Raw genomic sequence first — 22,113 nt, 5'->3', positions numbered from 1 at the left:
CCAATCCGAGTCCGCCATGTTCAAAAATCGCTTGATTACCGCGCTGATTCTGGCGCCTTTGGTCATCGCGGCGGTCCTCCTGCTCAAGCCCACTGCGTTTTCGGCAGTGTGGGGGGGCGTGATCCTGCTTGCCGCCTGGGAATGGGCGGGGGTCGCCGGTGTGGACGGCCGCCTCGGGCGGATCGCGTTCCTGGCCGCCCTCGGACTGCCCATGGTCTTCGCCAGTTTCTGGGCACCCTACACGGTCGACTGGCTGATGTGGCCGGTGGTGGCGTGGTGGGTCGCCGTTGGCCTGCTGCTGCGGGCCAGACCGGACAAGGCGCTGGCGATGCGCCTGCCGGTCGGGCTGAAGCTGGGGCTGGGCTGGTTCATCCTGCTCACCTCCTGGATCCTCTTCATCTGGCTGCGTTTCAATTTTGGCGCCGCGCAGGCACTGTACCTGCTGGTGCTGGTTTCTTTCGCGGACATCGCCGCCTATTTCGTCGGGCGCAGATGGGGCTTCACCAAGCTGATGCCGGAAATCAGCCCAGGCAAGACGGTCGAGGGATTGTACGGCGCGCTGGCGGTATCGCTCGTGCTGGCGGTCGCCGTGGGCCTGTGGTTCAAACTGGAGCCTTTGACCATTGCCGATTTCGTCATCCTTTCCCTCGTCACCGTCGTGATTTCCGTGGGCGGCGATTTGTTCGAGAGCCTGCTCAAACGGCAGCGCGGCGTGAAGGATAGCGGATCGTTGTTGCCCGGCCATGGCGGCGTGCTCGACCGGATCGACGCATTGCTGGCGTCGGTCGCTGTCTTTTACGCCGGATCCATGCTGCTCGGGTTGTTCCTGCAGACTGCAGAGCCCGTGACGATCGAAGTACCGTCCGAAATGGAGGGTGCCCCGATCCAGGTCGAGCCGATCCAGCCGGGCGGCGATGAAAGTGCTCCGGAATCGATGGAACCGGAACAGGCCGAGCCCGAGGCCAGCGATGCCGGAACCGATGATCCGGCTCCGGAAGAGTAAACCGCAGCGCCTGCAGACATCCATCCTGGAGAGTTCCGTGAAAGGCATATGCATACTGGGTTCCACAGGCTCGATCGGGGTCAGCACGCTCGACGTGGTGGCGCGCCATCCCGACCGCTACCGTGTGGTGGCATTGACCGCTAACGGCAACATCGACCGCTTGTTTGAGCAATGCCGTGCGCACCGGCCGAGCTACGCGGTGACAATCCGGGCCGAGGCGGCGGCGGATCTGCGGCAGCGGCTGGCGGCGGTGGGGCTGGGCGGCATCGAGGTCCTCTCCGGTGCGGAGGCGCTGGCGCAGGTCGCCTCCCTCCCGGAGGTGGACAGCGTGATGGCGGCGATCGTCGGTGCCGCAGGATTGCTGCCCACCCTGGCGGCGGCACGGGCCGGCAAGGAGGTGCTGCTGGCCAACAAGGAAGCGCTGGTGATGTCCGGCCAGCTGTTCATGGCCGAAGTGGTACGGTCGGGGGCCAGGCTGCTGCCGATTGACAGCGAGCACAACGCGGTGTTCCAGTGCATGCCGGCCGCTTACCGCGCCGGCACTGAGGCCGTCGGGGTGCGCCGTATCCTGCTCACCGCTTCCGGCGGGCCGTTCCTGCATATGCCTGTCGCCGAGCTGGAGTCGGTGACGCCGGAGCAGGCGGTGGCGCACCCCAACTGGGTGATGGGCCGGAAGATCTCGGTCGATTCGGCCACCATGATGAACAAGGGATTGGAGGTGATCGAGGCCTGCCTGCTGTTCAACATGCAGCCCGACGACGTGCAGGTCGTCGTGCACCGTCAGAGCGTCATCCATTCCATGGTGGACTACGTCGACGGCACGGTGCTGGCCCAGATGGGCACGCCCGATATGCGCATTCCGATCGCCCATGCGCTCGCCTGGCCCGATCGTTTCGAATCGGGCGCGGAACCTCTCGATCTGTTCGCTGTCCACCAATTGAACTTCGAGCGTCCGGACCTCGCCCGGTTCCCCTGTCTGGGTCTGGCCTACGAAGCGGTGCGGGCGGGCGGCACGGCGCCGGCGATTCTGAATGCGGCCAACGAGGCCGCGGTCGCGGCGTTCCTGGACCGACGGCTGGCTTTCACCGGCATACCGCGGGTGATCGAGCATTGTATGGCGACGCTCTCCCCCGCTGCGGCGGATGCGATCGAGTCGGTCTTGCAAGCGGACTCGGAAACCCGCAAGGTAGCGCAGAAGTACATTGATGACTTAAGGGTTTAATGGCTCTCATCCATACGGTTTTCTATTTTCTCGTCGCTCTGGCGCTGCTCATTGCGGCCCACGAGTTCGGCCATTATTGGGTGGCGCGCAGACTCGGCGTGAAGGTGCTGCGATTCTCGCTGGGTTTCGGTACGCCCCTCTTGCGCTGGCAAAGGAAACCGGACGGCACGGAATTCACGGTGGCCGCCATTCCCATCGGCGGCTATGTTCGCATGGTCGACGAGCGGGAAGGGCCGGTTGCTCCGGCCGATCTGCCTTACGCTTTCAACCGGCAGCGCCTCCCGGTCCGGTTCGCCATCGTTGCCGCGGGGCCGGTTTTCAATTTCCTTCTGGCCATTCTGCTGTACTGGGGCGTGTTCATGGTCGGCGAGACCGGCATACGGCCGGTGCTCGGGCCGGTGGAAGCTGGCACCTTCGCCGCCGAGGCGGGATTCGAGCCGGAGGACGAGATCATCGCCGTGGACGGCGATCCGACGCCGACCTGGGGTCTCGCCGTCGGGCGGATTTTCGAGCGGGTGATGGACGAGAGGGTCGTGGAGGTGGAGGTGAGGACCGGCGGGGGTGGACAGGCGCTCCGTAGGCTCAGCGTCCCGGCGCATGTCCTCGATGCGCCGGAAGTCCTGGGGGAGCGGCTCGGTCTGCAACCCTGGGAGCCCGAACTGCCGCCAGTGGTTGAACGGACCGAGCCCGGCAGTCCGGCGGAGCGCGCCGGTCTGAAATCCGGCGACCTCTTGCTTTCGGCGGACGGTGAGACCCTGCGCAGCTGGCGTCAGTGGGTCGACGTCGTGCGTGCGCATCCCGGCCAGAACATCAGCGTGGTGGTCGAGCGCGACGGCGTACACGTTTCCCTGGAGATTCGGCCGGACGCCATCAACGGCCCGAAGGGTCCGGTCGGGAGAATAGGTGCGGCGGCCCGGATCCCGGATTCGGTGCGGGCCGCGATGGAAGTGGAGTATCGGCTGGGTGTGCTGCCGGCCCTGATGGCGGCGGTGGAGCGCACCAGCGATTACGCCTGGCTCTCGCTCAAGATGATCGGGCGCATGCTCATCGGCAAGGCGACCGTGGAAAACCTAAGCGGCCCCATCAGCATCGCCCAGTATGCCGGGCAGTCCGCCAAGGCGGGCCTCGCGCAGTTCGTCAAGTTCCTGGCCTTGATCAGCGTCAGCCTCGGCGTACTCAATCTGCTGCCGGTTCCGGTGCTGGACGGCGGCCATCTGATGTTCTATCTGATCGAAGCGGTGAAAGGCGGTCCGCTCTCCGAAAGGACCCAGATGCTGGCGCAGCAGGTCGGGCTTTTCATCCTGATCGCGTTGATGGCGCTGGCTTTCATGCTCGACATCGAACGCTTGTTCTCCTAAGCTCCCCATTCCTTCCCATCCCGAGGTATTCCCTGATGAAACCAGCGTTCCGTTCCGTGCTGTCCGTGGTCGCGCTCCTGGCCGTGCCCGTCGCATCCGTCATGGCGGATACCAAAGCCGTGGAGGACGCGATCGGGCAGGCATTGCCCGGGGTGAAGCCCGATTCCATCAAACCGTCGCCGCTGGTCGGCATTTCCGAGGTCATCGTCGGTCCCAAGCTGTTCTATGTGTCCGACGACGGCAAATACCTTTTCCAGGGCTCGCTGATCGATCTCAAGAACCGGGAAGACCTGACCGAACCCAAACTCGCCACGGCGCGGATCGGGGCGCTGGAAAAGCTGGGCGAAAAGAACATGATCGTGTTCAAGCCGAAGATCGGCAAGTACGTAGCCTACGTGTTCACCGACATCGATTGCGGCTACTGCCGCAAACTCCATTCGGAGATGGACAGCTATCTCAAGGAAGGCATCGAGATCCGTTACCTGTTCTTCCCGCGGGCGGGGGAAGGCTCGGAGTCCTGGGACAAGGCGGTCAGTGTTTGGTGTTCCAAGGACCGCAATGCGGCTTTGACCAAAGCCAAGAAGGGCGAGAAAGTGGAAGAAAAATCCTGCGATAATCCCGTGCAGGAGCAGATGGCGCTGGGAACGGCCATCGGTGCCCAGGGCACGCCGATGATCGTCACCGGTGGCGGCAACGTGTTGCCGGGCTACGTTCCGGCCGAGCAGCTTGCCCGCATGCTCAAGCATGAAAAGGACGAGGGCGGCAGGCAGGCGAGGACGCCCTGAGCCTCTGCCCCGACGGGACGGGGATACGTCCGCCGCCGGTCCGTTCTCACAGCGACTGCTTCAACTCGAACAGCAGATTCAGGGCCTCGCGCGGGCTCAGGCCATCGACGTCCAGGGACTCGAGCCGTTGCACCACCGGGTGCGGCTCCGGGGGCAGGAACAAATCGAGCTGGGCCACCGGCGCTGCTTGCTGATGGGCCGAACGCGCCTGCCGTTCGAGCTGCTCCAGTTTCCGCCGCGCATTGTCGATCACCGTCTGCGGAACCCCCGCCAGCGCGGCTACCTGCAGCCCATAGCTCTGGCTCGCCGGCCCTTCCCGGACCGTATGCAGGAACACCACCTTGTCGCCGTGCTCCACGGCGTCCAGGTGTACGTTGCCGACGCCCTCGCATTCCTCGGCCAATGCCGTCAGTTCGAAATAATGGGTGGCGAACAGCGTGTAGGCGCGGGTTTCCCGCGCGAGGTGCTCGGCACAGGCCCAGGCCAGCGAAAGCCCGTCGAAGGTGCTGGTGCCCCGGCCGATTTCGTCCATCAGAACCAGGCTTTCCGCCGTGGCGTTGTGCAGGATGTTGGCGGTCTCGGTCATTTCCACCATGAAGGTGGAACGGCCACCGGCCAGGTCGTCGGAAGCACCGATACGGGTGTAGATGCGGTCGATCGGGCCGATTTCGGCTTCCGCCGCCGGGACATGGCTCCCGATGTGAGCCATCAGCACGATGATCGCGGCCTGCCGCATGTAGGTCGATTTGCCGCCCATGTTTGGGCCGGTGATGACCAGCATGCGCCGGTCCGGACCGAATGCCAGGTCATTGGGCACGAACGGTGTGCCGCCGACCTGCTCGACCACGGGATGGCGTCCACCGACGATGCGGATGCCCGGGGCGTCCGCCAGTCGCGGCGCCACCCAGTTCAGCCGCTCGGCGCGCTCCGCCAGAGTCGCCAACACGTCCAGTTCGGCCAGCCCCGCCGCGCAGTCTTGCAGCGCGGGCAGCCAGGTCGCAAGCGTTTCCAGTAATTCCTCGTAGAGGGCTTTTTCGCAGGAGAGCGCTTTTTCGCGGGCGCTCAACACTTTGTCCTCGAAGGCTTTCAACTCCAGTGTGACGTAGCGCTCGGCGTTTTTCAGCGTCTGACGCCGAGTGTAGTGCGCCGGCGCCCGGTCGGCCTGACTCCGCGGCAGTTCGATGTAGAAGCCCTGCACGCGGTTGTAACCGACCTTGAGAGTGCCGAGGCCGGTGCGCTCACGCTCCTTCTCCTCCAGATCGACCAGGAACCGGTCGGCGTTTTCACTCAGGAGGCGCAGTTCATCGAGCCCGGCGTGGTAGCCCTCGGCGATCACACCGCCGTCGCGGATCAGCAGCGGTGGGTCATCGACGATGGCTCTCCGCAGCAGGTCGCTCAGCTCGGGCTGGTCGACGAGGCGCCGCCTCAGTTCATCCAGCAGTGCGCTGTCGGTGCCGTCAAGGCTGGCCTGCACGGCGGGCAGGGTCCTGAGAGTCTGGCGCAATGTGGAAAGATCGCGAGGTCTGGCCGATTTCAGAGCGATCCGGGCGGCGATCCGCTCGACGTCGCCCACGCCACGCAACAGCTCATGCAGAGCTTCGAAGCGGCGGTCCGCCAGCAGCTCGCCGATCGCTTGCTGGCGCAGCCGTAGGCTCGTCCGGTCGCGCAAAGGCTGATGCAGCCAACGCCGCAGTAGCCTCCCCCCCATCGCCGATCCGGTGCGGTCCAGCAGGCCCAGCAGGGTGAACTCGGTGCGGCCGGAAGGATGCCAGTCCAGCTCCAGATTGCGCCGGCTGGCGGCGTCCAGGCCGATGTAGTCCGAGCCGGTCTCGGCACGGATGCTGCGGATGTGAGGCAGGGCGCTGCGTTGGGTGTCGCGCAGGTATTGCAGCAGACAGCCGGCGGCGCCCTGCGCCAGGCTCAGATGCTCGCAGCCAAAGCCCGCCAGGTCTTGGGTGCCGAACTGGTTCAGCAACTGGCGGCGGCCGCTCTCCGGGTCGAAATGCCAGGGGGGGCGCCGGGTCAGGCTCTGCCGTCCGGCCAGCTCCTCCGCCAGCGGTTCGTCCTCGCTGACCAGGAGCTCGGCCGGATTCAACCGATCCAGCTCGTTCAGAAGCTGCGCCGCCGACTCCGGCTGTTGCAGAGTGAAACGCCCGCCGGACAGATCCAGCACCGCCAGCCCGAACACGGAGCCATCGCGGGCGACCGCCGCCAGCAGGTTGTCGCGGCGCTCTTCCAGCAGCGCCTCGTCGGTCACCGTGCCGGGTGTCACGATCCGCACCACCTTGCGCTCCACCGGCCCTTTCGATGTGGCCGGATCGCCAACCTGCTCGCAGATAGCCACCGACTCGCCCAGCCGGATGAGGCGCGCCAGATAGCCGTCGACTGCATGGTAAGGAATGCCCGCCATGGCGATGCGTTCGCCGCCTGATTCGCCCCGGCTGGTGAGGGTCAGATCCAGCAGCTTTGCTGCCCGCCGAGCGTCTTCGAAGAACAATTCATAGAAATCGCCCATCCGGTAAAACAGCAGCCGGTCCGGATGCTCCGCCTTGATGCGCAGATACTGCTGCATCATCGGCGTGTGTCGGGACAAGTCGGATAGATCGTTCATCGGATGGAACTTCCGGCGGGGCAAAGCGCCTTGGAGTAGAGCCAAACCGGGGATTCTAACCGAATCATAAGGTCATGGCTGGTTTCAGCCTCGCCGGCGATTCTTTGGGACCCGCAATCGGGGTTGTAGGCTCTGGCCTGAAGTGCGACATCGAGGAAAAGGTCACGGTTTTGGAATGGGGCCGGCGTATGAGCAGTCGAGCCCGGCAATCGGCCCCCCCTCCAGCGCGGTCGGTCGGAAGGGTGAGCCCAAGGGCGATCGTAAAGCGGCCGGGGAATCCTAGCCTTGACATCTACGAAGACTGGTAAACTTCTTGGGCTCGAAACCGCTGAAACAAATCGAGAATGAACGTCTTCGAATTCAGGAAAAAACTGGTCGCCGACTATTCGACTTTCACATGCAGCTTCACCCGCATCAAGGCGCCGGATATCGGAAAGTATGTCGAGTCGGAATACCAGTCGCAAAGATACTGGCCAGCCCCTCTCATCCAGGTCAACCCGAATTTTGAGGATTGTGCAACCCCTTTTCTGTAAATTTTCGTGGCGGGTGTCATGACGCCGGGGTTACGGGTTGAGGTTGAGATAGACCTTGTGGGTCTGACTCATCATCGAGTTCGGCAAGCAGAGCCGAGACCAGGCGCAGGCAGGATGCAGCATTCGGGAAGATGCTCGCCACGCAGGTGCGTCGTCGCAATTCCCGGCGGATAGCGCTCCAGGCCATGGGGTGCGCAGCCGGATGCGGTGCACCGCCGGGAAGTCGAACACCGTGAGGCTCTCGGGAATGGACTCCTCGGCCCAGTGGGCGAGCTTGGGGCGTTCCTTGCGCCAGGCTTCCAAGGCGGCCTTGAGCAGCCGCCCGGCTTCCATCTTGTCCGGGGCATTGAAGAGGGCGCGCATCTGGGCGGCCACCGTTTTCTTCGCCTCCTGGGGGTGACGAACTGGCCGGCATTCTGCTGCGGATGGAACTGGCAGCGCTGCCAGGGCGCCGCGGGCAATACCGCCCGGCGGGCAGCCTTGAGCCGGCGTGATCGTCGGCGACGATGAGCCTGACCCCTTTCAGGCCACGAGCCAGGAGGCTTTCCAGAAAGCGCCGCTTTTTTGTCTCGGCCTCCGCGGTGGCAATGTCACAGCCCAGCACCCGGCGCTTGTTTGATGCCTTGATCCCCACCGCGATGAGCACGGCGCAATCGACGATCCTGCCCTTGAGCCTCACCTTCTCGTAGCGGGCATCCAAGAAGAGGTAGGGCGTCTCGCCCAAGGGCCGCTCACGCCAAGCTTTGAGTCCCTCGTCGAGCTTTTGGGCGGCACGGCTGACCTGGGCGCTGGAGAGGGCAATCTCGGGGCCGAGCAGGCGTTGCAGGAGGTCGATGACGTGGCGGGTGGAGATGCCCTGGACATACACTCGGCCAGAGCGAGATGGACCGCCTGATCGGTGCGCGTCCCCTTCTCCAGGGCAGCGGGGTAAAAGTCGCCGGAACGCACTTGCGGCACCTCAAAGGTCACTTCACCCAGGCGGGTGAGCAGGGTCTTGGGCTTGAAACCATTGGCATAATCACGCCGGGTTGCCGTGCGCTCGTAGGGTGCGGCGCCCAGGAACTCGGCCCGCTCGATCTTGGCCGCTTCATTGACGAGGATGCGCAAGGCCTCGCCCGCGCCATCCAGCCCGTGCTCGAGCAATACCGCATAGGCTGCCTCCAGAGGGTTCGTTTCGACTCGCATCGCCATGAGGGATACACTCCTTTCTCGAAGTCATGGCGTCAGACTCGCCATCGCGCCGCCTGCTGGGCGGGAACCTCCGGCGCTATGCGCCTGCGCTCCCCGCCCAGCAAGCAACGGGCAAACTGGAATTTACAGAAAGAACGATACACAACTAGCAGTTCCCGATTTTTCCGCCCGACCGCTACACCGCCGCCGATCTCGCCTACATCGTTCCCCGCGTTCTGGAACTGAGCTACACAGCCCACGACCTTCAGCCCTGGGCGGCCGACCTCGGCCACGCCGGCCCACCCTTCGCCTGGGACACGGAGCGCCGTGCCATACTGCGCGCCGAGCTGGACGCCTCCTACGCCCGCCTCTACGGCCTGACCCGCGACGAGCTGCGCTACATCCTCGATCCGGCCGAGGTGATGGGCGGGGACTATCCTTCCGAAACCTTCCGGATGCTCAAGCACAACGAAATCCGCGCCTTCGGCGAATACCGCACGCGCCGGCTGGTGCTGGAGGCGTGGTATCGTCTGGAGTCCTCCGTAACCGGGCAGTAGAGACGACCCCGCCTGCTACAATGTGGTCTTCTTCCTGCGGGGGGCGGGAACCCGCGATGGTCTGCGGCGCCGCCTTCCGGGGGAGGGGTAAAGCAATGCTTCGCTTCGTTTCACGCTGAGAGCAACTGTCATGACTCAGGCAGGTATCCATCACCGATCTGCGCGCGAATACTATTTCGACGAACGCTGCTATATCACCGAATGGTGGAATTCCGCCGCCGATGCCGAGGTTTCCGTCGCCCGCGCCCGCGTCGAACCCGGCGTCACCACCCGGCTGCACCGACTCCGCGACACTACGGAGCGCTACCTGATCCTGGAGGGGCAAGGCCGGGTCGAAATCGAAGGGCTGGCGCCTTCGGCGGTCGGGCCGGGGGACGCGGTGCTCATACCGCCGGGTGTATCCCAGCGTATCGCCAACACGGGCGCCGGCGACCTGGTATTTCTCGCCATCTGCACGCCGAGATTCACGCCGGCGGCCTACGAAGACCTCGATGCCGAGGTCCGGTAACGCCGATGAGCCTTGCAGCGGGATGCTTCCGGTCCTGTCCTGGTTGTGTCGGCTGGCTTCTGCGCCTATAATGCGCCTCCCAGCGGACGAAGCCGGTGTAGCTCAGTCGGTAGAGCAGCACATTCGTAATGTGCGGGTCGTAGGTTCAAATCCTATCACCGGCTCCAATGAATCAAGCACTTATGCGAAAGCAAGGTGCTTTTTTTCACCGCCGTCTGGCACCAGCGACCGGAGAGTCTTCCTCTCCACAAGCTGATACCGTGGAACTCACGGCCATATTCTTCGGGGCGGGTGCCGCGGTCATGTGCAACCCTACACGACGGGCACGCTCACTCGCGCACCCCCCGGATGCAAGCGCTTCCGCCCGCTTACCGGGCTCTATGGTGATGGGGGTTCCGATGGTTCATCCTCACTCGGTCATTCCGGCCGGTAACCCGGACTCATGACCTGGTCGACGCTGCAAGGCGGATTGGCCGGAAAGGCGCGTTCGCCGAGGCCGGCTTGGTTGGCTGCCGGCAGCCGGGGCTTGGCGTAGGCTTTGCCGAAGATCGCCCCCGGCTCCGGCCGCAAGCCGTGGTTGTCGTCCAAAACGTCCGCCGCGTCGCTCCGCTGAATCTGGATCGTCCGCCACCAACCGTTACCGCGCCAGTCGGGCTGGCGGGTCCATTCCAGCAGGTGCGCCAGCAGCACGGTCAGCCCGTTTGCCAGTTCGCGCCGCTCCCGTGCGCCCCTCGCTTCAAGCGCCTCGAGCAATTGCGCCGTGTCCAGTTCAGCACGTCGCCCTTGCCGCAGCAGGCCGGCTTGAGTGCCGGTCCAGGTATGGAAGTCTTCATCATGAAGCCGTGCGTTGATGGGCTTACCTTCCGTCGAATGGCGATGATTTGCGCCGGCTCCTCGAAGCCGCCGGCGGCAAACATCGCCGCCGTGGCGGAGGCCACGGACTGGCATACCGGGGCTAGGTCCAGCCGGGCATAAATCGCGGAGACCTGTGATAGGCTGCCCACGCACCCTTTGCGGCAGCGGTGACGGGCGTTTCGCCTTCGCCACGCGGTGGTGCGGCTTGGGCGAAGCAAACTGCGGGGCGGCTTCACCGGCTCCGCCGTCGGGGGTGTCGCCTGGCGGGGTCGGCCGGCTTGGCCGTTCCGGTGGCCGGCGGTACCGGGCTGATCGCTTCGGTCAGGTCGGACAGCGAATCCTGGATGATTCGCGACAGATCCTGGCCGGCGCAAAAGGTGCTTCCGGGAACGCTTGAAGGGCCATTTGCCGCATCATCAACGGGCGATGCGCCCTCGCTTTCCGGTCGGCTGATGATGTAAGGTGCTGTTTTGACTGAGTCCATATCGTACCTTCGGTTGTCTGTCCGGGTGTCCGGCATGACGGCATGGATGCAGGATGCGTGCCGTATCTTTTTCCGAATCCGACGGTTGCTCCTTCGGATGGGAATCGCCGACAATCGGTTTCGGAAAGGGGCGTTTGCCTCCTCTTTTTTCAGGCAGTTTCACTACAGCGACTCAGCGAGGAGCAAGTATGTCCATCGGTCAGTTCTGCATTCGGGATACCGTCATCGTCAACAAGGACGATACGATCGTGGAGGCCGCCAAGGTGATGCGTGAGCATCATGTCGGCAGCGTGGTGGTGGTGGAAGAGGCGGAGGGCGGTTGCAAACCCCTCGGCATCCTGACCGACCGGGATCTGGTGGTCGAGATTTTGGCGGAAGAAGTCGCCCCCGAGGCCGTAACGGTCGGCGACATCATGAGTTTCGAGCTTGTCACGGTGCGCGAACAGGACGGCTTTTGGGAGACGCTGCAGCGCATGCGTGTGAATGGCGTGCGGCGCATTCCCGTGGTCGATGAGCGGGGGCTGCTGGCGGGTATCATCAGCGCCGACGACTATCTGGAAATCCTTTCCGCCGAACTGGGGGAACTGGCTAAGCTGCTGGTGCGGGAAAAGGGAAAGGAGGAGCAGAGGCGCGGCGCTTGAAGGAGAGCCGCCTGAAGGACACGAGACAGTATGCGTAACCCCAGGCTGACATACGCAGGGTCCCAGGGCCATTGCCTGTTCGATACCGGTTTCGGTGTCTGCGGGATCGCCTGGCGCGCGGTCGAGGGAAAAGACGAGGCGCCGGTGGTCACCCTGTTCCAGCTTCCCGAGGCGACGGCGGCAGAAACCGGTGCGGCCATGGCCCGGCGGTGTGGGCGATCGCCGGCGGTGCCGCCACCGGCGATCGCGGAGGTGATCGAGAGGGTCCGGCGGCACTTCCGGGGTGATCTCCAGGACTTCAGCATGGTTCCGGTGGAACCGGAGGGCGCGGGCCCGTTCGCCAGGGCCGTCTACTTGGCCGCGCGGGATGTCCCCGCCGGTCAGGTCCGCACTTACGGCGAACTGGCCCGCGCCTTGAACCGCCCTGCCGCCGCCCGTGCGGTCGGCCAGGCGCTCGGACGTAACCCCATCCCCCTTATCATTCCCTGCCACCGGATTCTGGGGGCGGGCGGGAAGCTCGGCGGATTTTCCGCGCATGGCGGCGTCGCCACCAAGGCCCGAATGCTGCAGCTCGAAGGCGTCGTCGTATGAGCAGGGAGGACGAGCCAGCCGGCTGCGCCGGGTCGGCTTTTTGTCCGGTTCGAGACAAGTTCTCCTTCCGATTTACGCACTAAATCAATTAGTTATCGTTAGCTCTCGTTGGCGTGCGAATTGCTTAGGATAAGGAAATCCCTCCACCCTTATCCGGAAGCGAATAGACGATGAGCATGGCTGCAACCGCTTGGGACGCCTGCCCGGATTTCCACCGGGCGCCGGTCACCGCTCCCGATGCGTACCATGATTGCCCTGCCCGGGCGGATGACGCAGTGTCTCCCGCCAGCGCGGAGGACTGAGCGTATGTCCACCGTGATGCCAAGAGCACTCCCCGCGCCGGCTGGTCTGGCCGATCTGCCGCTTTGTCCTGTCTATGCGCGGCTGGGAAGACCATTCCACCAGCCGGTCACGGCCACGCCCTTGCCGGAACCTAGGATGGTGCACTTCAATGCCGCGCTGGCCGGTGAACTGGGTTTCGGCCCGGAGATAGTGACCCAATGCCTCGAAATCCTGGCCGGCAACCGGCCCTGGCCGGGATACGCGTCTTCGGCTTCCGTCTATGCCGGCCATCAGTTCGGCGCTTGGGTGCCACAGTTGGGCGACGGCCGCGCCCTGCTGATCGCGGAAGTGCGCACGCCGGCCAAGGAGCGGGTGGAGCTGCAGCTCAAGGGCGCGGGGCCGACGCCCTATTCGCGCGGGCTGGACGGTCGCGCTGTGCTGCGTTCGTCGATCCGGGAATACTTGGCGTCGGAGGCCATGCACGCCTTGGGAGTCCCGACCACCCGCTGTTTGAGCCTGGTGGCATCGCCGCAAGCGGTGGTGCGGGAAACCGTGGAGAGCGCCGCCGTGGTCTGCCGCGCCGCCGCCAGTTTCGTGCGCTTCGGCCAGTTCGAATACTTCGCCGGGCGGGGACAGATGGAACCGATGGCCAAGCTGGCGGATCACGTGATCGCCGAGCACTTCCCGCATCTGCAAGGCCGCCCGGACCGCTATGCCGCCTGGCTGGGCGAGGTGGTCGAACGCACCGCCCGCCTCATCGCGCAATGGCAGTTGCTGGGCTTCTGCCACGGGGTGATGAACACCGACAACTTCTCGGTGCTTGGTCTGACTCTGGATTACGGCCCGTTCGGCTTCATGGACCGATTCCGCTGGTACCACGTCTGCAACCATTCCGATTACGAAGGGCGTTATGCCTACCATGCTCAGCCCGAGATTGGTCGCTGGAATTGCGAGCGCTTGTTGCAGGCGGTGTCGCCACTCTTATCAGACGATCCGGAGCAGGCGGCGGAAATCGGCCCGGACTTGCTGCGGCGCTATACGTCCGTCTATCACCGGTCGGTGATGCGCGGCTGGGCCGACAAGCTGGGTCTCCGGGAGTTCCGCGAAACCGATGCCAGACTGATCGAGGAATTTCTGGGGCTGCTGCAAAGAGGCCGGGGTGATTTCACCCGCAGCTTCCGGCTGCTCGCCCGGATCCGCGCCGGCAGCGACGCGCCCGCCAGGGGGGTGCGGGAGGAGTTCGCCGACATCAAGGCCTTCGATGCCTGGGCGGCAGACTACCGGGCCAGGCTGCGCGGCGAGCAGAATACCGATGACGAAGCGAGGGCCAGGCGCATGAACCGGGTGAATCCGAAATACGTGCTGCGCAATCATCTGGCGCAGATCGCCATCGACAACGCCATGCTGGGAGACTATTCCGAGATCGCCAGGCTGGCCGAGCTGCTGCGCCGGCCCTACGACGAGCAGCCCGGCATGGAAGCCTATGCCGCCGAGCCGCCGGACTACATGCGCAACATCGAGGTGAGCTGCTCCTCGTGAGAGTCGGGGCCGCGCAGCCAACCAAGGTACCGCTGCCCCCTACGGATGTCGGCTCAGCCAGAATTTCTGACCAAACCGTGCAAAGAGGAAACGCCCGTGGCTTTCGAAGACGTCTGTAAACAAAGTCTGCTCGGCGAGGGCGAGCTGGTGCCCTTGACCGTGGGCAAGAAGGAAATCGTCATCCTGTGGCCCGACGGCGGGGTGCCGAACGCTTACGATGCCCGTTGTCCCCACGAGGGGGTGTCGCTGGGGCGTGGGGACTTCAACGGCCGGATTCTTTACTGCATCGCCCACGGCTGGGTTTTCGACGGCCGTAGCGGCCAGTGCCTGCAGCCCGCCGGCTGGTGCATGAAGGAATATCCGATGCGGATCGAGAACGGCATGGTGCAAGTGGACGTGTCAGGTGTCTGAGCCGCAACCCCAGGTCCTGTATCGGCGGCGATTTCACCGAACCGTAGGAACAGAATACACAGCAATCGCCCGGTTTGGGGCGCGGCACTGTGCCAAAGCCGGTACCTTGGCAGACGTCTCGGTCGGCATGGTTTCCGGTTTGGCAGTGCCGCAGCGCGGGCAGGGCAGAAGGGATTGCAGGGTCATTGGTGCTGACGCTCAGAACGAAACGATGGTTTCCAGGAAACCGTAGTTGCCCTGTTTACCGTCGTACTGGTTGTTGATGATGCTCTGGCCGAAAGCATGGCCGTAAAACAGGTTGAAGGCCAGATGGTCGATCGGCTTCAGGTTGATCATCACGTGGGTGAGATAGGCCAGGTTGCTGGCACCGCCCGTCGGTGTGCCCACATAACCGAACACGGTGTCGTTGGTCGCGCCCGAGCCTGAATAAACGAAGTCCTGGGGAGCATTGACCCGTAGCGCGTGGAAGTCCAGCTTCAAGCTGAGCTTGGGGTCGGGGGTCAGCATGCCCTGCACGAAGATGTCCTGGTTGTTCATCATGTTGTAGAACGGGAACTGGGCATACAGCCAGGCCGTGGGCAGCATCTGGAAAAAGGTGCCGTGGGTATCGTCACCTGGATTGTCGTCGCCCGAGCCGCTGTTGATGCCCGCCCGCAGCCAGGGGGATGCCCACACCTCCTTGAACTGGTAGCCAGCCTCGATCCCGAAGGCCCAGGCCCGCTGATTCTGGCTCTGCCAATTGCCGACCTGGCCGAAGGCATAGACCGTCCCGTCCGCTACGCCGGGGCCGATTTCCTCGATATGCGCCAAGTGGCCGCCGATGGTGTGGATCGCCGAGCCTTGGCCCACTGCTTTTTTGCGCGCCGCGAGGGGGCGGTTGTCGACGAATAGGATGTCCCTGTCGTCCGAGTAGTAGTACCAGGACAGGCGCCCTATGGTATTGCCGACGTTTTCCGAATCCCGGAGGCTGAGGCTCGCACCGGCCACGTTGACTTTGCCGATGGTCGGCATGCCGTTGGACTCGAAGCCGCCGAAGGTAGGCATGAAGCCGAAACCGGTGACCTCCAGGTCATCCGTCAGAAAGCCGATGCTGCCGCCGTCGAAGCTGCGGCCGGCGTGGGTGTACTCGAAGGGGCCGATAAGACGCTGGGCGATGCGGTAGTCCTGGATCCAGCGCAGATTCTTGTGGCGGGCGAGGCCCTGCTGGCCGTCGGAAAACAATTGGCGGCCGCCGTTGAGATACAGGCCATTGACGCCGAACATGTCCTTCAGCCGCAGCCAACCTTGCCGCAGAAAGGCACCGTTTTGGGTGCTCAAGGGGGTGCTGGTGTAATACGCGGCGCCTATGCCGACGCCATGGGTCGGCAGGCCGCCGATATAGGTGTCCTGGAACTGGGCGAAGGCTTCGAAGGGTTCGGCGGTCACTCGCAGGCCCAACTGGAACTTGTTGCCCACGAAGCTGTAGTTGTAGTCCTTAGGAAGGGGCTTTCCCTTGACCCAAGGATTGCCGAACCAGTCGGCGAATTCGCCACGGGCGCGGTCGAATACTTCCAGTTTGATTCGGGTGTCCGCCGGCCCGGCCCATTCGGTGGGCAAGGTGCTCGGGGGCTTGGTCTGTTTGTCCGCCTCCGCGCCCCAAGCGGCCTCAGACAAGGCCAGCAAGGCACTGAACAGGGCGGTGCCGGCGGTCTTCGACCGGCGGGTGATGGCGGCGGCCGCTGCGGGCTCTGCCTTGGTCTGGTCCTGGTTCGAATTCATCTGAGCCATTTTCGTGTCCCCTCGGATTGGATGCGTGACGTTGGCGCACAAAAAAAGGCGTCTGCGATTTCCGGAACATTCCGAAAACCGCAAGACGCCTTTGTCTCAAAGGTCCGCGCCGCCGTTGGCGCGGGATACCGCTTTATCCAGTCATTACCAAAGCACTATCGATGCCAATGGAGTCGAATAGATATAACTATATGTTTTTTAATGGGGTTAGAGTGGCAGGGCAGAATCGCCGCGCGCGACTGGAGCACGATATCGGGGCGTCGCGCCGCCATTTGTGGCGATCACCGTTCCCAGGAAGTGAACGGTCTTTTGCTTGTGCAGGCTTGGTGCCGGGGGAAAGGGGGTAGAAACTCCGAGAGGAGGAGCTATCTGCGCTAGGGATTTGGCATGTGGGCGAGGAACCATTCCAGCAGCCGGATCATTCCCACGACCGCACCGACGGAACCGACCACCCAGAGGGTCTGGCGATGGATGGCCTGGGTCAGACGCACTTCCACCTCCTTGATCTCTTTCTGGAGCTTCAATTCGACTTCCTTGATCTCCTTCTGCAGTCTCGCTTCGACTTCCTTGATCTCCTTCTGCAGTCTCGCTTCGACTTCCTTGATCTCCTTCTGCAGTTTCCCTTCGACTTCCTTGATCTCCTTCTGCAGCCGCAATTCGGTCTCGCGCACCTGGCCGGCGGTCGCCACGTCCTTCAACTGGGGATAGCGGTCCTCCAGATGCTCGAAGGCTTCCGCGATCAGTTTGGCGCGCGTCTTGTCCTCGCCCGCCTCGGTCAGTTGTTCGTACAGTCGTAACGCTACGCTCATGGTCGCCCCGGGGAGTCTGGGAGCCGCAGTTTACCATGGGGCGGTTCCGGCACCGACTGTCGGGTACGCGAGCGGTCCTACGCATCAGAGAAAATCTTCTAGCGCCAGCAGAGTGCGGGCGACATCGACGATACGCTGGTTCCGCGCCATCGCGGTCTTGCGTAACGACTGGTAGGCCTCGTCTTCACTGAGGCCGCGGTGCTTCATGAGCAGGCCCTTGGCTTTCTCCACCAGCTTGCGGTCGGCGAGCTGGGCGCGGGTGTCTTCGAGTTCGCGCCGCAGCACCTGGAATTCGCTGAAGCGAGCCATGGCGACCTCGACGATGGGTAGTATCCGTTCCCGGCTCAGTCCATCGACGACGTAGGCGCTGACGCCCGCCCGCACCGCCTGGCGGATGAATTCGCTGTCGCGGTTGTTGGAAAACAGCACGATGGGTTTGGGGTTGTCCCGGCTGACTTCGCGCATTTGTTCCAGTGTATCGCGGCCGGGGGCTTCCATGTCGATGATCACCATGTCCGGTTTGTATTCGCCGACCGCGAGCGCCAGGTTTTCCTCGTTTCGCAAGCGGGCCACGACGCGGTAGCCGGCTTCGGCCAGTGCCTCCTGCAGGACGGCGCTGCGTTCGTCGTCCTCGTCGACCAGCATGATGCGCAGGCTCACTGCGAATTCACCCCTTGTGCGAGATAGTCGGCCTTCAACCCCATGCGGTGAAGCCCGAAGCCGGCGAGATAAGCGATGGGGTCCGCCGGGTCGAAGGCGGTTCCATCGCAGAACAGGTCCGGCCCCATGACCAGGGATGAGGTGCCGGCGTCCAGGGTCCAATGCTCGGTATGGATGCCCTCGCGCTTGTAATCGCCGGACGGGCAGGGCAGGCCCAGGGCCGTCGCGGCCTCCCGATAGAGGTCGGGGCGATACACTTGCGCCGCAACCGCGTGCAGGTCGAGGGGTTCGGCGATCTGCCCCCAGCGCAACATCTGGGTCAGGAACCACACCGCGTGGGAGCGCCAGGGGAAGGTCGCGGCGTAGCGGTGAAACACGTTGAAGTCGGGCAGGGAGACGGTCTTTTCGCCCGTCGCGTATTGAAACGAACCCGTCATCGACATCTGGAGGATCTCCGCCGGAACGCCGACATAGTCGGGATTCGCAAGGAGGGCAGCGGCTTCCGTCCGGTTTTCGGGCCGATCGAGCCATTGCGCCGCTTCGAGGAGCGCCATGAGGAGGGCCCGCAGGGTATTGGGATGGCGTTCGGCCCAATCCTGGTTGACGCCCAACACTTTTTCGGGACTGTTGTTCCAGATTTCATGGCCGGTGATCAGCACCCGGCCGATCCTCTGGGCCACGGCATAGGCATTCCAGGGTTCACCCGCGCAGTAGCCGGAAATCTCCCCCGCCGCCAGGCAGCGTGGCATCTGCGGCGGCGGAATGACTGTCATGCCGATGTGGCGGTCGGGGTCCACGCCGGCACATGCCAGCCAATAGCGCAGCAGGTAGTTGTGCGAGGAGAAGGGGAATACCGTGGCGAACCGCACGGCCTCGCCGCCGGAGTCCAGTTCCAGCAAACGCCGAAGGCAGCGGGCCGAAACCGGCCGCTGGGCAGGCTCGGCGCCTCCTACGGCGGTGAGGCGCTGGTACAGCGCGTTGGATACCGTCACGGCGTTCCCGTTGAGATCCAGCGACATCGGCGCGATGGTGGCCTTCCGTACCCCACCCAGGCCAAGGGTGGTGGCGATCGGCATCGGTGCGAGCATGTGGGCACCGTCCAGCAGGCCGGTCGCGACCTTGTCGCGGATGGCCGCCCAGGATGGCTGGCGTGACAGTACGACGTCCAGGCCGTGTCGTCGAAAGTAACCTTTTTCCAGGGCGATGACGAACGGGGCGCAGTCTGTGAGTGGAATGAAACCCAGTGTCAGCCGGGGTTTCTCGATGTCGTTGCCGAAGGCGGTTTCCTGAGCGTTGTCCATACGATTCGATCGAAGCGGTGTCCCCGGATATCCTGCCCGTCAGCGCTGCGCTTCGGCAAGGAGGGAGCGGATTTCCGGCAGACAGGAACCGCATTGGGTGCCGGCTTTGAGTGCCGCTCCGACTTGCTCCGGTGTCCTCAGTCCTTCCGAAGCGATGACCCGGCAAAGCGTCTTGTCGCCGACTCCGAAGCAAGCACAAACGATCCTGCCCCGATCGTCTTCGGCCGAAAGCGGCCGTCCCGCCAGCAGGCTGGCACGCGCTGTCTCGGCCAGGGCTTCCTGGTCGAACAGCCCGGCCAGCCAGTCGCGGGGCGGCAATTCATGGCTGGGGCTCACGAACAGGGCGAACTCGATCCGGCCCTGCACGATCCATGCGCAGCGGTAGCGGCCGGCGCGCGGGTCGGCGAATTCCAGCCAGTCGTCCCAGTCATCGCTTTCCAGGCCGAGCCGTTCCCGCGTCCAGCGCCGCCAGTCTTCCGGGAGGGCTTCGCCGGCCAGTTCGTGGCGCCAGCAGTTGCGGGCGGGAATCACCACTCGATAGGCGGCCTCGGGGAATTCGATCCGCCGCCGGGCGATGGCGAATCCGTACCATCGGGGCCGGTAAGGCATGAGCTGCACCGGGGTGTGCTTGAACTCGGGTTCGCCGGAAATGGGGTCGACCGCCGGGTTCACCAGGGCGTTGGCCAAGCTGTGCCGGCTATTGCTCTCGCTCCAGTGCATGGGGATGAACACCGTGCCCGGCTGCTGGCCGGCACTGAACCGGACCCGCGCCAGGGCACTGCCGTAGCGGCTTTCCAGCCGAGCTAGGGCGCCGTCGGTGAGTTCCAGGCGCTCGCCGTCGGCGGGGTGGCACTCGGCGAAAGGCTCGGGCATGTGTCCGGTGAGGCGCGGGGTCTTGCCGGTCCGGGTCATGGTGTGCCATTGGTCGCGAATGCGGCCGGTGTTGAGGACCAGCGGATAGTCGGCATCGGGTGCATGGGCCGGGGGTTGTGGCCGGACGGCGACGAATTTCAGCCTGCCACGCCTGCTGTCGAAAGTGAGTCGGGGCGTGCCTTGAGGATGTCCGGCATCGACCGGCCACTGGGTCGGCGCCAGGTCGTCGTAAGCGGTTTGCAGCCCGGACAGGTCGAAACGGCGTTGTCCGGCGCCGGCGATTGCAGAGAGCCTGGCGTGTTCGGCGAATATGTCGGCAGCGCTCCGGTAGTCGAAGGCGGCGCCAAAACCCATGCGTTTGGCCACCTCGGCGATGATCCACCAGTCCGGCCGGGCTTCGCCGGGGCCATCGAGAAAGGCGCGCTGGCGTGAGATGCGCCGTTCCGAATTGGTGACCGTGCCGTCTTTCTCGCCCCAGGCCAGCGCTGGAAGCTGAACATGGGCGAAGCGGGCCAGATCGGTGTCGCGTTCGCAGTCGGACACCACGACGAAGGGACAGGCGCTCAAGGCGCGGCGCACGGCATGGGCGTCTGGAAGGCTCACCGCCGGGTTGGTGGCCATGATCCAGACCGCGCGTATCTTGCCTTCGCCGATGGCCCTGAACAGATCGACGGCAAGATAGCCGGGCCGGTCGGCGATACGGGGAGAGCGCCAGAATTCCTGCACTTGCCGGCGGTGGCGGGGATCGTCGAGGTCGAGGTGGGCGGCGAGCTGATTGGCCAGTCCGCCGACCTCGCGGCCGCCCATGGCGTTGGGCTGGCCGGTCAGCGACAACGGGCCCGCTCCGGGCTTGGCGATACGGCCGGTGGCGAGATGCACATTGAGGATGGCATTGACCTTGTCGGTGCCTTGGGTCGACTGATTGACGCCCTGCGACCACAGCGTCACCGTCCGTTCGGTCGCGGCGAACATCCGGAAGAACCGTGCCACGTCGCTTTCCGCAAGCCCGCAGCCGGCGGCGACGGCCGGAAGGGTGGGCGCGGTTTCCTTCGCCGTGCCCAAGGCTGCGGCATAGCCTTCGGTATGCCGTTCGATGAATTCGAAGTCGAGGCAGTCGTTGTGCCGCAGATGGTGCAGCAGCCCGTTGAACAGCAGCACGTCGCTGCCCGGCCGGATGGGGAGGTGGAGGTCGGCCGCTTCCGCGGTCGCCGTCCGGCGCGGGTCGATGCAGACGATGCGGCGTTTCGGCTCGGCGCGCCGCGCCGCCAGGATGCGCTGGAACAGCACGGGGTGGCACCATGCCGTGTTCGAGCCGACCAGCACCACCAGATCGGCCAGTTCCAGGTCCTCATAGCAGCCCGGCACCAGATCCTCGCCGAAGGCGCGCTTGTGGCCCGCGACGGTGGAAGACATGCACAGCCGGGAGTTGGTGTCGATGTTAGCCGAACCGATGAAGCCTTTCATCAGTTTGTTGGCGACGTAATAGTCCTCGGTCAGCAATTGCCCGGAAACGTAGAAGGCGATCGAATCGGGGCCGTGCCGATCGAGGGTTTCGCGGAACCGGTCGGCGACCGTGTCCAGCGCCTGGTCCCAGCCGGTACGGATGCCGCCGATTTCGGGATGGAGCAGGCGGGTGTCGAGCGACAATGTCTCCCCCAGCGCCGAGCCTTTGGAGCACAGGCGGCCGAAATTGGCCGGATGATCCGGGTCGCCCTGGATTTCCACGCCCGCAGCGGTGACCGTGGCCAGTACGCCGCAGCCTACGCCGCAGTAAGGACAGGTGGTTTGGACGGTCCGCCGGAACTGAGGGTTCATGTCAGGTTCCCACCAGTGTATCCGGGAGGACGATCGCCACCATGCCGTCCTCGATGCGGACGGGGAAACGGCGGACACAGCCTTCGTCCGGTGCGACCGCCTGGCCGGAATCGAGCTCGATCACCCAGTTGTGCAGGGGGCAGGTGACGCGAGCGCCGTGGACGATGCCTTCCGACAGCGGTCCGCCCTTGTGCGGACAGCGGTCGAGCAGGGCAAAGACCCGGTCATCGAGGGTGCGGAAAACGGCAATGGCGCCTTCCGGCGTCGCGACGATGCGGGCGCCCTGGCGGGGAATGTCTTCCAGGCTGGCGATGGGAGTCCATGAGTTCATAGCACTT

General features: G+C 64.4%; 18 protein-coding genes, 1 tRNA gene and 1 pseudogene. 10 read left to right on the top strand and 10 right to left on the bottom strand.

Annotation, left to right across the window (positions count from 1 at the left end; all coding sequences use genetic code 11):
- Positions 1-16 precede the first annotated feature (16 nt).
- The 4 genes from N4J17_RS00820 to N4J17_RS00805 are packed head-to-tail and all read left to right on the top strand — an operon-like array spanning position 17 to position 4,368.
- Positions 17-1,003, top strand: coding sequence for a phosphatidate cytidylyltransferase (locus N4J17_RS00820; protein WP_198323860.1), 987 nt, complete (start codon positions 17-19; stop codon positions 1,001-1,003).
- 37 nt (positions 1,004-1,040) lie between these two features.
- A complete protein-coding gene (ispC, locus tag N4J17_RS00815; protein ID WP_198323859.1) occupies positions 1,041-2,225 on the top strand; it encodes a 1-deoxy-D-xylulose-5-phosphate reductoisomerase in 1,185 nt (394 codons plus the stop codon).
- On the top strand, positions 2,225-3,583 hold the full coding sequence (rseP, locus tag N4J17_RS00810) for an RIP metalloprotease RseP (RefSeq protein ID WP_198323858.1): 1,359 nt from the start codon (positions 2,225-2,227) through the stop codon (positions 3,581-3,583). Before ispC ends, rseP begins: the two co-directional genes overlap by 1 nt.
- A gap of 35 nt (positions 3,584-3,618) precedes the next feature.
- A complete protein-coding gene (locus tag N4J17_RS00805; RefSeq protein ID WP_198323857.1) occupies positions 3,619-4,368 on the top strand; it encodes a DsbC family protein in 750 nt (249 codons plus the stop codon).
- A 46-nt stretch (positions 4,369-4,414) separates the two neighbouring features.
- Here N4J17_RS00805 and mutS read toward each other — a convergent pair whose 3' ends face one another.
- From mutS to N4J17_RS00790, 3 genes and pseudogenes are all read right to left on the bottom strand, one after another.
- Positions 4,415-6,979, bottom strand: coding sequence for a DNA mismatch repair protein MutS (gene mutS, locus N4J17_RS00800; RefSeq protein WP_198323856.1), 2,565 nt, complete (start codon positions 6,977-6,979; stop codon positions 4,415-4,417).
- 563 nt (positions 6,980-7,542) lie between these two features.
- Positions 7,543-8,703: pseudogene (locus tag N4J17_RS00795) on the bottom strand (IS256 family transposase).
- Between the two features lie 32 nt (positions 8,704-8,735).
- On the bottom strand, positions 8,736-9,149 hold the full coding sequence (locus N4J17_RS00790) for a hypothetical protein (RefSeq protein ID WP_198322398.1): 414 nt from the start codon (positions 9,147-9,149) through the stop codon (positions 8,736-8,738).
- Positions 9,150-9,369: 220 nt separating this feature from the next.
- Here N4J17_RS00790 and N4J17_RS00785 point away from each other — a divergent pair, with 220 nt between their 5' ends.
- Positions 9,370-9,747, top strand: coding sequence for a cupin domain-containing protein (locus N4J17_RS00785; protein ID WP_198322399.1), 378 nt, complete (start codon positions 9,370-9,372; stop codon positions 9,745-9,747).
- 91 nt (positions 9,748-9,838) lie between these two features.
- Positions 9,839-9,914: transfer RNA gene (locus tag N4J17_RS00780), tRNA-Thr, on the top strand.
- A 250-nt stretch (positions 9,915-10,164) separates the two neighbouring features.
- Here the strand turns inward: N4J17_RS00780 and N4J17_RS00775 are convergent.
- On the bottom strand, positions 10,165-10,695 hold the full coding sequence (locus N4J17_RS00775) for a DUF29 domain-containing protein (protein WP_232470351.1): 531 nt from the start codon (positions 10,693-10,695) through the stop codon (positions 10,165-10,167).
- Positions 10,696-11,274: 579 nt separating this feature from the next.
- Here N4J17_RS00775 and N4J17_RS00770 point away from each other — a divergent pair.
- The 4 genes from N4J17_RS00770 (at position 11,275) to N4J17_RS00755 (ending at position 14,550) form a co-directional block, all read left to right on the top strand.
- Complete coding sequence (locus N4J17_RS00770; RefSeq protein WP_198322400.1) at positions 11,275-11,727, top strand: CBS domain-containing protein; 453 nt, start codon at positions 11,275-11,277, stop codon at positions 11,725-11,727.
- A 30-nt stretch (positions 11,728-11,757) separates the two neighbouring features.
- Positions 11,758-12,318, top strand: a complete 561-nt coding sequence (locus N4J17_RS00765; RefSeq protein ID WP_198322401.1) for a methylated-DNA--[protein]-cysteine S-methyltransferase — start codon at positions 11,758-11,760, stop codon at positions 12,316-12,318.
- 306 nt (positions 12,319-12,624) lie between these two features.
- Entirely contained in the window at positions 12,625-14,139 is a 1,515-nt protein-coding gene (locus N4J17_RS00760; protein ID WP_198322402.1) for a protein adenylyltransferase SelO, read from the top strand.
- Between the two features lie 96 nt (positions 14,140-14,235).
- Positions 14,236-14,550 carry a Rieske (2Fe-2S) protein gene (locus tag N4J17_RS00755; RefSeq protein WP_198322403.1) on the top strand — a complete coding sequence of 105 codons (315 nt, stop codon included), beginning with the start codon at positions 14,236-14,238 and terminating at the stop codon, positions 14,548-14,550.
- Positions 14,551-14,748: 198 nt separating this feature from the next.
- Here the strand turns inward: N4J17_RS00755 and N4J17_RS00750 are convergent, their stop codons facing one another.
- The 6 genes from N4J17_RS00750 to nirD all read right to left on the bottom strand — a co-directional run bounded on the left by N4J17_RS00750 (position 14,749) and on the right by nirD (position 22,106).
- Complete coding sequence (locus tag N4J17_RS00750) at positions 14,749-16,308, bottom strand: alginate export family protein (RefSeq protein ID WP_277458338.1); 1,560 nt, start codon at positions 16,306-16,308, stop codon at positions 14,749-14,751.
- Positions 16,309-16,691: 383 nt separating this feature from the next.
- On the bottom strand, positions 16,692-17,126 hold the full coding sequence (locus N4J17_RS00745; protein WP_198322405.1) for a hypothetical protein: 435 nt from the start codon (positions 17,124-17,126) through the stop codon (positions 16,692-16,694).
- 84 nt (positions 17,127-17,210) lie between these two features.
- Complete coding sequence (locus N4J17_RS00740; RefSeq protein WP_198322406.1) at positions 17,211-17,786, bottom strand: ANTAR domain-containing response regulator; 576 nt, start codon at positions 17,784-17,786, stop codon at positions 17,211-17,213.
- Positions 17,783-19,087, bottom strand: a complete 1,305-nt coding sequence (locus N4J17_RS00735) for a CmpA/NrtA family ABC transporter substrate-binding protein (protein ID WP_198322407.1) — start codon at positions 19,085-19,087, stop codon at positions 17,783-17,785. Before N4J17_RS00735 ends, N4J17_RS00740 begins: the two co-directional genes overlap by 4 nt.
- 39 nt (positions 19,088-19,126) lie before the next feature.
- Positions 19,127-21,775, bottom strand: coding sequence for a nitrate reductase (locus tag N4J17_RS00730; RefSeq protein ID WP_198322408.1), 2,649 nt, complete (start codon positions 21,773-21,775; stop codon positions 19,127-19,129).
- Between the two features lies 1 nt (position 21,776).
- Positions 21,777-22,106, bottom strand: coding sequence for a nitrite reductase small subunit NirD (gene nirD / locus N4J17_RS00725; protein WP_232470353.1), 330 nt, complete (start codon positions 22,104-22,106; stop codon positions 21,777-21,779).
- Positions 22,107-22,113 lie beyond the last annotated feature (7 nt).

Source organism: Methylococcus capsulatus (genome assembly GCF_036864975.1).
Classification (GTDB): Bacteria; Pseudomonadota; Gammaproteobacteria; order Methylococcales; family Methylococcaceae; genus Methylococcus.
Note: the sequence above shows the minus strand (reverse complement) of the source record. Positions and strands in the feature narration are given on the sequence as shown.